This is a genomic window from Pseudomonas sp. S2_H10 (assembly GCF_054668285.1).
On record NZ_CP162754.1, the window covers coordinates 2870935 to 2883726 of the forward strand.

General features: G+C 61.4%; 11 protein-coding genes. 6 read left to right on the forward strand and 5 right to left on the reverse strand.

Annotation, left to right across the window (positions count from 1 at the left end; all coding sequences use genetic code 11):
* Positions 1–170: 170 nt before the first annotated feature.
* Positions 171–380, forward strand: coding sequence for a DUF2788 domain-containing protein (locus tag AB4O16_RS12765; RefSeq protein ID WP_007975837.1), 210 nt, complete (start codon positions 171–173; stop codon positions 378–380).
* Here the strand turns inward: AB4O16_RS12765 and AB4O16_RS12770 are convergent.
* The 4 genes from AB4O16_RS12770 to AB4O16_RS12785 all read right to left on the reverse strand — a co-directional run bounded on the left by AB4O16_RS12770 (position 375) and on the right by AB4O16_RS12785 (position 6864).
* Entirely contained in the window at positions 375–1010 is a 636-nt protein-coding gene (locus AB4O16_RS12770; protein WP_160385755.1) for a pseudouridine synthase, read from the reverse strand. The genes AB4O16_RS12765 and AB4O16_RS12770 overlap by 6 nt on opposite strands.
* Before the next feature lie 71 nt (positions 1011–1081).
* Entirely contained in the window at positions 1082–2581 is a 1500-nt protein-coding gene (gene amn / locus AB4O16_RS12775) for an AMP nucleosidase (protein ID WP_178120512.1), read from the reverse strand.
* A 174-nt stretch (positions 2582–2755) separates the two neighbouring features.
* A complete protein-coding gene (locus AB4O16_RS12780; protein ID WP_460157849.1) occupies positions 2756–4405 on the reverse strand; it encodes an acyl-CoA dehydrogenase family protein in 1650 nt (549 codons plus the stop codon).
* A gap of 74 nt (positions 4406–4479) precedes the next feature.
* Positions 4480–6864: a 7TM diverse intracellular signaling domain-containing protein gene (locus AB4O16_RS12785; RefSeq protein WP_460157850.1), complete on the reverse strand. Its 2385-nt coding sequence runs from the start codon at positions 6862–6864 to the stop codon at positions 4480–4482.
* Between the two features lie 396 nt (positions 6865–7260).
* On the opposite strand from AB4O16_RS12785, the gene AB4O16_RS12790 reads away from it, so the two are divergent.
* From AB4O16_RS12790 to AB4O16_RS12805, 4 genes are all read left to right on the forward strand, one after another.
* Entirely contained in the window at positions 7261–8058 is a 798-nt protein-coding gene (locus AB4O16_RS12790) for a hydroxymethylpyrimidine/phosphomethylpyrimidine kinase (RefSeq protein WP_460157851.1), read from the forward strand.
* 31 nt (positions 8059–8089) lie between these two features.
* A complete protein-coding gene (thiE, locus tag AB4O16_RS12795) occupies positions 8090–8713 on the forward strand; it encodes a thiamine phosphate synthase (protein WP_460157852.1) in 624 nt (207 codons plus the stop codon).
* 28 nt (positions 8714–8741) lie between these two features.
* Positions 8742–10025, forward strand: a complete 1284-nt coding sequence (gene hemL / locus AB4O16_RS12800) for a glutamate-1-semialdehyde 2,1-aminomutase (protein WP_008052405.1) — start codon at positions 8742–8744, stop codon at positions 10023–10025.
* A gap of 224 nt (positions 10026–10249) precedes the next feature.
* Complete coding sequence (locus AB4O16_RS12805; RefSeq protein ID WP_160385760.1) at positions 10250–10804, forward strand: tetratricopeptide repeat protein; 555 nt, start codon at positions 10250–10252, stop codon at positions 10802–10804.
* 9 nt (positions 10805–10813) lie between these two features.
* On the opposite strand, the gene AB4O16_RS12810 is transcribed toward AB4O16_RS12805, so the two are convergent.
* On the reverse strand, positions 10814–11143 hold the full coding sequence (locus tag AB4O16_RS12810; protein ID WP_003185742.1) for a DUF1820 family protein: 330 nt from the start codon (positions 11141–11143) through the stop codon (positions 10814–10816).
* A gap of 135 nt (positions 11144–11278) precedes the next feature.
* Between AB4O16_RS12810 and miaB the strand changes: the two genes are divergently transcribed.
* The gene (gene miaB / locus AB4O16_RS12815) at positions 11279–12607 is read left to right on the forward strand and encodes a tRNA (N6-isopentenyl adenosine(37)-C2)-methylthiotransferase MiaB (RefSeq protein WP_160385761.1); all 1329 of its coding nucleotides are present in this window, start codon (positions 11279–11281) and stop codon (positions 12605–12607) included.
* Positions 12608–12792 lie beyond the last annotated feature (185 nt).

The following is a 12792-nucleotide window of genomic DNA, read 5'->3' on the forward strand; positions in this document are numbered from 1 at the left end:
TATACAAATTCCGTGAACACTGCTGAACCTGTGGGAGCTGGCTTGCCAGCGATGGGGCCGGCACAGGCGACGAATGACTGCGACACACCGACGCAGGTCAATACTGCACGCAGCCTGCCGGGCGTATACTCCCCGCGCCCTTTTAGCCTCGTCCGCGCTGGAGATGTTCGATGGATCCTGCAGTTTTTGAAGAATGGATGATGACCGGCCTGGTCACGATCCTGATCATTTTCATGGGTTTCATCGTCTGGGATCTGGCGAAGAAATCCAAGGCCGGGCGCTTTGGCTCGTTCATTCTGTTCTTCGTGCTGGGCCTGGGCGTGGCCGCGTTCATCATCAAGAGCGTGGTGATCGGCCTGATCGAATCCGGCGCCCTATAAGCGCGCCGGTACTTCTTTCCACTGGCCCTGGTCGAGCCCTTCGATCGTCCAGTCGCCGATCTTCACCCGCACCAGACGCAAGGTCGGCAAGCCGACCGCAGCGGTCATGCGCCGCACCTGGCGGTTGCGCCCTTCACGAATCACCAACTCCAGCCAACGGGTCGGCACGCTTTTACGGAAGCGCACCGGCGGATTGCGTGGCCACAGCTCGGGCTCGTCCAGTTGCCGCGCCTCGGCGGGCAAGGTCATGCCGTCATTCAATTCAACGCCGTCACGCAAACGCTGCAATTGTTCGGCACTCGGCTCGCCCTCGACCTGCACCCAATAGGTCTTGGCCAATTTGTGTTTCGGGTCGGCGATGCGCGCCTGCAACTGACCGTCGTTGGTCAGCAGCAGCAAGCCTTCGCTGTCGCGGTCCAGCCGTCCGGCCGGATAGATTCCCGGTACATCGATGTAATCCTTGAGCGTCGCGCGCCCTTCGCCGTCGCTGAATTGCGTCAGCACATCGAAAGGTTTGTTGAACAGGATCAGCTTCGGCTCGGCCGGTGGTGCCTTGGCGACACGACGCGGGGCTGAAGGTGAAGGTTTCGCGCCAGGGCGACGGGAAACGGGGCGTTGAGGACGGGACATGGCGAAGAGAACATCTAACGGTCAGGGCTGCTAATGCTAGTGCCCTGACCGCCAAATGACCATGATAACCGTTAGCGGAACGGCGGCTCGTCGAAGCTGCGCAGTTTGCGCGAGTGCAGCGAGTTGAGTTCGGTGCGCAACAGATCCACCGCCTCGATACCGATCTTCAAGTGCTGGCTGACCGCGCGTTCATAGAAGGCGTTGGCCGAGCCCGGCAACTTGATTTCGCTGTGCAGCGGTTTGTCCGAGACGCACAGCAACGTGCCGTACGGCACCCGCAAGCGATAACCCTGGGCTGCGATGGTGCCGCTTTCCATGTCCACCGCCACGGCGCGGGACAGGTTGATCAGCGGCCGCTCCTGGGCCCAGCGCAGTTCCCAGTTGCGGTCGTCGTAGGTCAGCACGGTACCGGTACGCAGGCGTTTCTTCAGTTCGTCACCCTTCTCGCCGGTGACGTTGGCCGCCGCTTGCTGAAGCGCCATCTGCACTTCGGCCAGCGCCGGAATCGGAATGTTTGGCGGCACCACCCGGTCGAGAATGCCGTCGCGACGCATGTAGGCGTGGGCCAGCACGTAATCGCCGATGGTCTGCGACTGACGCAGGCCGCCGCAGTGACCGATCATCAGCCAGCAATGCGGACGCAGCACGGCCAGATGGTCGGTGATGTTCTTGGCGTTGGACGGGCCGACACCGATGTTGACCAGGGTCACGCCGTGGCCGTCAGTGGCGATCAGGTGATAGGCCGGCATCTGGTAGCGGTGCCAGACCACGCCGGCGGCAATCGCCGAGGCTTCGCCGTGATCCATGCTCTTTTCGATGATCACGTTGCCCGGCAGGACCATGCGCACAAAACGCGGGTCGCTGCGCAATTGCTCCAGGCCGTGGACGATGAACTGGTCGACATAGCGGTGATAGTTGGTCAGCAGGATCCACGGCTGCACATGCCGCCAGTCGCTGCCGGTGTAATGCACCAGCCGGCGCAGGGAGAAATCCACCCGGGCGGCATCGAACAGGGCCAGCGGCAGCGGATCGGTGTTTTCCCAGTCGTACAAACCGTCGGCAATGCCGTCGGTCGCGGCCGACAGGTCGGTACTCGGGAACACCCGTGCCAGCACGGCAGCGGTGACGCCGGAGCCGGCCAGTTCATCGCCCTGCTCGACCACATACGGATACGGGATGTTCTGCTGGCTGACACCGACTTCCACGGTCACGGTGAAGTCGTGCATCAGCGGAACCAGTTGTTCCAGCAGGTATTTACGGAAAGCCGATGGATGGGTGACGGTGACGCTGTAAGTGCCCGGCAACTGGACCTTGGCGTAAGCGCGAGTGGTCTGCGGGACTTCGCCTTGACAGTGATAGGTCAGGCGCAATTCGGGATAGCGGAACATCGAGCGCTGTTCGGCATCGGGCTCGACGCGGTCCTTGAGGTAGCGCTTGAGCGCCTGACTCAACGCGGTGGTTGCACGATGGTGCAAGTGTGCAAGCCGATCCACGGCTTGCTCGGCGGTTTGAACGATAATAAAAGCTTCGGTCACGATCAGCATCCTGTGTTCTGACTTGCAGACCTTCATCTTGCCTGCATCGTCGCTTCACGGGAACAGTGGCATTGACTGAGTACAAAGAACAACTGTGGGAGCGAGCTTGCTCGCGATAGCGGCGTATCAGTCAACATCACTGCTGAATGTTAATCCGTCATCGCGAGCAAGCTCGCTCCCACAGGGTTTGCGGTGCCGGGTCAGTCGTGATCAGAAACCCTGTGGCGTCGAGCGGGCGACAATCGCTTCCACATCCAGCCCGCGTGGCAATGCGCCGTAGACCCGGCCGCCACCGCCCAGACGACTGGCAATAAACGCATCACTGACCACCGAATTCCCCGCTTCCAGCAACAACTTCGCCTGCAACCCCAGAGCAATATCTTCAGTCAATTGCCGGGCACGGTACTGAATGTCGCTGGTGTCCTTGAAGGCCACCTGCAATTGATGGATATGCGCAGCCAGGCGCTTGTCGCCATGGCCATCGCCCAACTCGCTGAACAGTGCGTCAAGCACACCCGGCTCTTTCGACAGGGCTCGCAGCACATCCAGGCACTGCACGTTACCGGAACCTTCCCACGTCGAATTCACCGGTGCCTCGCGGTAAAGCCGCGGCAGGATGCTGTCTTCGACATAACCCGCGCCGCCCATGCATTCAGCCGCTTCGTTGATCATCGCCGGGGCTCGTTTGCAGATCCAGTACTTGCCCACTGCCGTCACCAGCCGGGCGAACCTGGCTTCCTGCGAGTCATCCAGATGATCCAGCGCCTTGCCCATGCGCAGGCTCAATGCCAGGGCGGCTTCGCTTTCCAGCGCCAGATCCGCCAGCACGTTCTGCATCAACGGCTGCTCGCTGAGCCGCTTGCCGCCGACCGAACGGTGCGCGCAATGATGGCTGGCCTGGGTCAGCGCCTGGCGCATCAGCGAGCTGGACCCGACCATGCAATCGAAGCGGGTCATGGCGACCATCTCGATGATCGTCGGGACGCCTCGGCCCTCTTCACCGACCATCCACGCCAGCGCGCCACGGAACTCCACTTCGCTGGAAGCGTTGGAGCAGTTGCCGAGCTTGTTCTTCAAACGCTGGATGTAGAACTGATTGCGCGTGTCGTCCGGACGATGGCGCGGCAGCAGGAAACAGGTCAGCCCCTTGTCGGTCTGCGCCAGTGTCAGGAAGGCGTCGCACATCGGCGCCGAGCAAAACCACTTGTGCCCCACCAGCTCATAAGCCTGGCCCGGACCGCTGGCACCGACCGGATAAGCCTTGGTGGTATTGGCCCGCACATCGGTGCCGCCCTGTTTCTCGGTCATGGCCATGCCGATGGTGACCCCGGCCTTGTGGGCCATGCCGACGTTGCGCGGGTCGTATTCGGTGGCGAGGATTTTCGGCAGCCACTTTTCCGCCAGGTCCGGTTGCAGGCGCATGGCCGGCACACTGGCGAAGGTCATGGTCAATGGACAACCACTGCCGGCTTCGGCCTGGCTGTGCAGATACGACATCGAAGCGCGGGCGACATGGGCGCCGTCCTGCGGGTGTGCCCAGGGCAGCGAGGTCAGGCCGTGCTCCACCGCCGTGCGCATCAATTGGTGATAAGCCGGATGAAATTCCACCAGATCGATACGATGACCGAAGCGGTCATGGCTGTTGAACACCGGCTTGTTCTGATTGGCGAGGAACCCGGCCTCCATCAACGGGCCACCGGCCAGTGCGCCATAGGCGTCGATCCGCGATTCGGCCCAGCCCGCCCCGAAGCGTCGCGACCATTCCTGCAACGGCAAGTCGATGCGGTACAGGTTGGCGCCATCCAGTGAAGGTGGCTGGTTGGTGACTTCGTGGGTTTCGGCGAACTGATGCAGGTTCATGACAGGGCTCCTTTGGTCGGCCAAGGGAATTCAGTTAAGCACCGCCCCTCGGCCGATCAAAGTGTCATATCCGCCTAACTGTCGGCGCTTTCGCCCTGCTGCGGGCAGAGCACGCGACGGTAGAGCGCGGCCTGCAAGTCTTCGAATTTCACCGGTTTGCTCAAGTAATCGATCAGCGCGCCGGTCGGGCAGCGTTCTCGGTCACCGCTCAGCGCGATCATGAACAACGGCAGTTCGGCATATCCCGGCAACTCGCGGATGCGGCAGCACAGCGACTCACCGTCCTGAAGCGGCAACTGACAATCGACCAGCACCGCGTCAAACACTTCGCGCTGCAAGAGATCGAGCGCGACATCGGTGCTGTCAGCCGTGCGTATGCGAAAACCCAGTTTGAGCAACATGCCGCGCATCACCAACTGGCTGACGCCGTTGTCATCCACCAACAGCACGGCACAATCCCCAGGCAAGCGCAGGCGCGGAAAGTCCCGGGACATCAACGGCGTCACCGGACGTTGGGCCACCGGCAGCCCGACCTCCACATCCAGTTGAAACCGACTGCCACGGCCTGGTTCGGAGCGATGTGTCAGGCGCCCACCGAGCAATTCGACCAACTGTCGGCAAATCGCCAGGCCAACACCCAGGCCACCGTATTCACGGGTCATCGAACCGTCGAGCTGGAAGAACCGCTGATACATCGTGGCCTCCCCCAGATCGGTGAAGCCGATGCCGGTGTCGATCACCGCAAAGGTCAACGCCAGCCGGTCGGGCTCAATGGCCTTGCCGGTCACCCGCAGGGCCAGGCCACCGACCTTGGTGAACTTGATGGCGTTATCCAGCAAACATTCCAGGCATTGCGCAATCTTGAGGTTGTCGCCGTGCAAGCGATCCGGCACCCCGGTTGCCACGTCGATCTTGAAGTCCAGCGACTTGCCCGATGCGTTGCCCTCGAACTGCGTGCGCAGTGCCTCGACCATGCCGCGCAAGCTGAAGGTGTCGGCCGAGGCCTTGAGTTTGCCGGCCTGCAATTCGGTGAGGGTGAGGATGCCGTTGACCATGCGCATCATGTCCCGCGCCGAGCCCGAAGCCGTCTGCTGATACTGCTCGAGTTCCGGCTCCATTTCGACCGTCTGCATCAGCTCCAGCGAACCGATCACACCGTTCATGGGGGTGCGCAGTTCATGGGTCAGGGTGGCGAGGAATTCGTCCTTGAGCTTGTTACTGCGAGCCAGTTGCTGGTTGAGCACTTCAAGCTTCTGGCTGGCGTCGAACAGCGTTTGCGCCTGCTGCTCGCGCATGGCGTTGATGCGGTCGGCCAGCGCCAGGGACAGCAACGCCACTTCGATGGCCGAGCCGATCTGGCTGGAATACATGGTCAGGAATACGTTCGGCAGGTAGCCCAGTACCATCAGCGTATTGACGATGCCGCCGAGCAAAAACGCCGACCAGGCAATGATGAAATATCGCGCAACGCGCAGGCCCCGCAGCCAGGCAAAGATCCCGGCGGCAAAAATCACCACGGTGAACGTCAGTGCCAGCGCCGTGGCCAGGCGCAGGGCCAGGGCATAACTGGTCATCAATGACAGGCCGATCACCAGCGCACCGAAGGCAACCAGCGCCAACAACAAGCGGTCGAGCCAGCGACTGTGGGTAGCCATTTGCAGGAAGCTGCGGGCGAACTGACTGCCGAACAGCCCCGCACAGCCGATGAAAAACGGCGTAGCGGCGTTGGCCCACCATGGATTGTCCGGCCAGAAATACTGCACGGCCGCCCCGTTTACCGACAGCTGATACAGGCCGAACGAGGCGATATAGAAGATGTAGTAGAGGTAACTGGTGTCGCGCACGCTGAGGTAGATGAACAGGTTGTAGACCAGCATCCCCAGCAGCACGCCGTAGATCAGCCCCAGTACATAGAGGCGCACGGGCTGCTCTTCGAGGTAGGCGGTGCTTGACCACAAAGTGACCGGAGCCTGGATCGAGCCTTCGCTTTGCAAGCGCAGGAACAGGGTTTGCGCCTGGTCAGGCTTGAACGTCAGGTCGAACAGATAGTTGTTCTGGCGAATTTCGCGGCTGGCGAACGGCAAGGCATCGCCGGTCCGCCTGACCAACTGATAGTTGCCGGCCGCATCGGGCAAATAGAGATCGAGATGATCGAGGGGCGGATAGGCCAGTTCCAGCAACCAGGTCCGTTGCGCCGCCGGATTGGCCGGACGGTAATGCAGGTCGATTTTCAGCCAGAACACCGAACGCGAGTACCCGGCGTTGAGCGTGTCCTTGTGGTGCGCCTTGAAGTTGCCGGCCGCCGCTTGCGCACGGATATCCGCGATGGTTGCCTGACCACCTGCGTCCTCGTAGACCTGCAGGGTTCGGCCCAAGGGGAGGCTTTGAGTGAACTCATCGAACTCGACGGCGTTTGCCAGGAGGGGCAAACACAACAGCAACATCAGCAAATAGCGCATTGAAGCCCCAGCGTGGCCTGTCCGGTTCTGTCAGGAAGCCCCCCATTCCTTTTGAGCAGACGTAAAACCGGTATCACCTGTTATTGGTTTGGATCCACTCTAGCATAGCCGTTGATGGCCATTAAACACCATTGAAACTTTTCATCCGGAGGCTCTAGTACGGGCGTCTCAGAGCAGCTCCGGGAAGGCATTTTGTGGTTGGCAAGTCACTGTGGAGAGGGGGCTTGCCCCCGTTCGGCTGCGCAGCAGTCGTGAAACCCGCCAAGGCGTTGAACCAGGCAGGTTATGGGGGGCCGCTTCGCGACCCAACGGGGGCAAGCCCCCTCGCCACAATGTATCGATTAACCGCACCGCCACAACACCCGAAAAACAGGTTTGGTGGTAAGCTCGCGCACCATGAATATCTACAGCTCACGCCCCGTTGTCCTCTGTCTCTCCGGCCACGACCCAAGTGGTGGCGCCGGCTTGCAGGCAGATATCGAAGCCCTGCTCGCTCAGGGTTGCCATGCGGCTCCGGCCGTCACCGCGCTGACCGTGCAAGACACCGTCAATGTCACTGACTTCCGTGTCCTCGACCGTGAGTGGGTACTGGCCCAGGCCAATGCCGTACTCAACGATTCCGAAGTCGCGGCGGTCAAACTGGGCATGCTCGGTTCGCTGGAAATGGTCGACACCGTTGTCGAACTGCTTTCGGCGCACCCGCACCTGCCGCTGGTCTGCGACCCGGTGCTGCGCGCCGGCGGCGGCGGACGCCTGGGCAAGGACGAAGTCGGCTATGCCATGCGCGAACGCCTGCTGCCCTTGTCGATCATTGCGACCCCCAACCTTCCCGAAGCCCGAATCCTCGCCGAACTGCCCGAAGGCACCGCGGACGAGTGCGCTGAAAAACTCCTGCCGTTCGTCAAACACCTGCTGATCACCGGCGGCCATGGCGACGAAACCGAAATCCACAACCGCCTGTACAGCCGCGATGGCCTGCGCGAAACCTTTACCTGCCAGCGCTTGCCAGGCAGCTATCACGGTTCCGGTTGCACCCTGGCCAGCGCGCTGGCCGGTCGTCTGGCCCAGGGCGAAAATCTCGCCAGTGCCGTGCAGACCGCGCTTAACTACACGTGGCGCACCCTGCGTGACGCCGAGCAACTGGGCAAAGGCCAGTTTGTACCGCGCCGCTTGCCACTGGATTTCTGTTCGTAACTTCTATTTGCATTGCGGTGAGGCTTGTCCGATGAAACTACGTGGCCTGTACGCCATTACCGACAGTCATTTGCTGGACGGCAAGTTGCTCAAGTACGTGGAGGCGGCGCTGGAAGGCGGCGTCACCTTGCTGCAATACCGCGACAAGAGCAGTGACGAGGCCCGCCGCCTGCGTGAAGCCGAAGCCTTGCGCGGGCTGTGCGAACGCTACAAGACGCAGTTGATCATCAACGACGACGCCGAGTTGGCTGCACGCCTGAACGTGGGCGTGCACCTGGGCCAGACTGATGGCCCGCTGACTCCTGCCCGTGCACTGCTCGGGCGCCAGGCGATCATCGGTTCGACCTGCCACGCGCAGCTCGAACTGGCCGAACAGGCCGCCAAGGAAGGTGCCAGCTACGTCGCCTTCGGCCGCTTCTTCAATTCAAACACCAAACCCGGCGCACCGACTTGCAGCCTCGACCTGCTCGACCAGGCCCGCAAGCAGTTGCACCTGCCAATCTGCGCGATCGGCGGCATCACCCTGGATAACGCCGCCCCACTGGTGGCCCATGGCGTCGATCTGCTGGCGGTGGTGCATGGCCTGTTCGGTGCCGAGAACACGGCTGAGGTGACCCGCCGCGCCCGCACCTTCAACGAACTGTTTTCCATTTAAGCTTTAAATCTGATTTGAGAGCCCGATCATGTCTCGTTCCGAAACGCTGTTTGCCAATGCCCAGAAACACATTCCCGGTGGCGTGAACTCGCCGGTTCGCGCGTTCAAGAGCGTCGGCGGCACGCCGTTGTTCTTCAAGCACGCCGAAGGCGCCTACGTCACCGACGAAGACGACAAGCGCTATGTGGATTACGTTGGTTCCTGGGGCCCGATGATCCTCGGCCACAGCCACCCGGACGTACTGGACGCCGTGCGCAAACAGCTTGAGCATGGCCTGTCCTACGGCGCCCCGACCGAGATGGAAACGCAGATGGCCGACCTGGTCTGCTCGCTCGTGCCGTCGATGGAAATGGTGCGCATGGTCAGCTCCGGCACCGAGGCGACCATGAGCGCCATTCGCCTGGCCCGTGGTTTCACCGGCCGCGACAGCATCATCAAGTTCGAAGGCTGCTACCACGGTCACTCCGACAGCCTGCTGGTCAAGGCCGGTTCCGGCGCACTGACCCAAGGCGTACCGAGCTCGGCCGGTGTACCGGCAGCGTTCGCCAAACACACCCTGACCCTGCCCTTCAACGACATCGATGCCGTTGAAGCCATGCTCGCCGAAGTCGGCCAGGACGTCGCCTGCATCATCGTCGAGCCAGTGGCCGGCAACATGAACTGCGTGCCGCCGGCACCGGGCTTCCTCGAAGGCCTGCGGACCCTGTGCGACAAGCACGGCGTGGTGCTGATTTTCGACGAAGTGATGACCGGTTTCCGTGTCGCCCTCGGCGGTGCCCAGGCGTACTACGGCGTGACGCCGGACCTGACCACCTTCGGCAAGATCATCGGTGGCGGCATGCCGGTCGGCTGCTTCGGCGGCAAGCGGGAAATCATGCAGCGCATCGCTCCGCTGGGCCCGGTCTACCAGGCCGGCACGCTGTCCGGCAACCCGCTGGCGATGGCCGCCGGCCTGACCACCCTGCGCCTTATCAGCCGCCCGGGCTTCCACGCCGAGCTGACCGACTACACCACTCGCCTGCTCGACGGCCTGCAACAGCGCGCCGATGCGGCCGGCATTCCGTTCGTGACCACTCAGGCCGGCGGCATGTTCGGCTTGTACTTCAGCGGCGCCGACGACATTGTCACTTTCGATGACGTGATGGCCAGCGACGCAGCCCTGTTCGGCCGTTTCTTCCACCTGATGCTGGAAGGTGGCGTGTACCTGGCACCGAGTGCCTTCGAAGCCGGTTTCACTTCGATCGCCCACGGCGAAGCCGAACTGAAGCTGACCCTGGACGCCGCCGAGCGTGCCTTCGCTGCCTTGAAGTAACGCTGTAGCGCTGACGTTGGCCACGGCCAGCGTCAGCTTTCACCTACATGCCCGCCTGCATTCCTACAGTTTCAGCAAAAATCCCCCGCAAAACGGGAGATATATTTCCCGCGCAGCAGAAAAACGAGTAAAGACTTTGTAAGGTTGGCCCTGCTTATTTCATAATGCGCGCTTATTGGATCCCTCGATGGGTCCGCGCGCCCTTCAGAGGTAAGTCGATTCCCATGAACCGCACCGGCCGCACCCTTGCACTGGGCTGCCTGTTGCTTCTTCAGCCCCTGCTCGCGCAAGCACAAGCAGGCGGCAACTCGTTGTTAATCCCAGCGATGGGTCGCTGCACCCTCAATACCCAGCCGCAAGACCTGGAACAGGCGCTCGCCGCCTGCCAGAAAGCGTCGGATGAAGGGGATGCGCAAGCGCAATACGAGTTGGGTGAGTTCTACTACGAAGGCAAAAACGCACCGCGCGACCTCAATCAAGCCCTGAGCTTTTTCGAAAAAGCTTCACTGCAAGGCCACGCCCAGGCGCAATTCAAGCTCGGCACCATGTTCTTCCACGGCGAAGGCGTGCCGGCTAACAATGTTCAGGCATACATCCTGCTGAAAATGGCCGCGGTCAACGGTGCTGAAGATGCACTGGACACTGCCGACGAAGTCACCGAAAAGATGCCCCGCGAAGAACTCGAAGTCGCCACCCAGGTGCTCGGGCAAATATTCCGTAAATATTTGATGGAATTGCAGAGCGCTGACGGGCGTACGCCTTTCGCACCTCTTCCCTGACAGCGCTGCTTACTTCTCAGGCATCGGCATCGGAAACGGCATGACATTGCCGACCGCGCCACGGGCTTCGCTGATTTTCGGCGTCCCCAGACGCTCGACTTCGTCGATGCGCACGATCGAATGCATCGGCACAAAACTGCGCACCACGCCTTCGAACTGAGCCTTGAGCTTTTCCTCGCTCGGATCGACGACCACTTGCGTGCGCTCGCCAAAGACGAACTCTTCCACTTCCAGAAAGCCCCACAGATCACTTTGATAGATCTGCTTGGCGTACATTTCGAACACCTGGCCCTGGTTGAGGAAAATCACCTTGTAGATTGGAGCTTCACGTTTGGTCATGGCAGGCGAGCAACACATCGGGGGATAAAAATGAGGGCGCGAACTATAGCATAGCCATCGGACGCGCAGCGGTAGGAACCTGGGTACATGTTCCCTATAATGCGCGGTTCTTTGAATCACGTGATGACTCTTTCCATGGCCAAGAAGCTTTACATCGAAACCCACGGTTGCCAGATGAACGAGTACGACAGCTCGCGCATGGTCGATCTGCTGGGCGAACACCAGGCCCTGGAAGTCACCGCCCGCGCCGAAGACGCCGACGTCATCCTGCTCAACACCTGCTCGATCCGCGAACGGGCACAGGACCGGGTCTATTCCCAGCTCGGTCGCTGGCGTGAACTGAAGCTGGCCAACCCGGACATGGTGATCGCCGTCGGCGGTTGCGTGGCCAGCCAGGAAGGCGCCGCCATCCGCGATCGCGCGCCGTACGTCGACGTGGTCTTCGGCCCGCAGACCCTGCACCGCCTGCCGGAAATGATCGACGCCGCGCGCACCAGCAAACTGCCGCAAGTCGACGTCTCGTTCCCGGAAATCGAAAAATTCGACCATTTGCCCGAGCCGCGCATCGATGGCCCGAGCGCCTATGTGTCGGTGATGGAAGGTTGCAGCAAGTACTGCACCTTCTGCGTTGTGCCCTACACCCGAGGCGAAGAAGTCAGCCGGCCGTTCGACGACGTGCTTGCCGAGATCATTCACCTGGCCGAAAACGGTGTACGCGAAGTGACGCTGCTGGGGCAGAACGTCAACGGCTATCGCGGCCTTACCCATGACGGGCGCCTGGCGGATCTGGCCGAGCTGATCCGCGTGGTCGCCGCAGTCGATGGCATCGACCGCATCCGTTACACCACCTCGCATCCGCTGGAATTCTCCGACAGCCTGATCCAGGCCCACGCCGACGTGCCGGAACTGGTCAAGCACCTGCACTTGCCGGTGCAGTCGGGTTCGGACCGCATCCTCGCCGCGATGAAGCGCAACCACACCGCGCTGGAATACAAATCCAAACTGCGCAAGCTGCGCGCTGCCGTGCCGGGGATCTGCATCAGTTCGGACTTCATCGTCGGCTTCCCGGGCGAGACCGAGAAAGACTTCGAGCAAACCATGAAGCTGATTGCCGACGTCGGTTTCGACTTTTCCTACTCGTTCGTCTACAGCCAGCGCCCGGGCACTCCGGCCGCCGACCTCGCCGACGACACCCCGGAAGCGCTGAAAAAAGAGCGGCTGAATGCCCTGCAGCATCGCCTGAACCAGCAAGGTTTCGAGATCAGCCGACAAATGGTCGGTTCGATCCAGCGCATTCTGGTAACCGATTACTCGAAAAAAGACCCGGGCGAGCTGCAAGGCCGGACCGAGAATAACCGTATCGTCAACTTCCGCTGCGACAATCCGACCCTGATCGGCCAGTTCGCGGATGTGCACATCGATGCCGCGCAACCGCACTCGCTGCGCGGCTCGCTAATTCAGTAACACCGATCCCTGTGGGAGCTGGCTTGCCAGCGATAGGGCCAGCAAGCCCGACAATGGTGTCGCCAGTTACATCGCCATCGCTGGCAAGCCAGCTCCCACAGTGAACTGCATTGTTCTTGAGAATGGGCTGATCCATTTAAGAGCTTTCGCACCCGCGCCACTGGCGCTATCCTTGATTCATCACT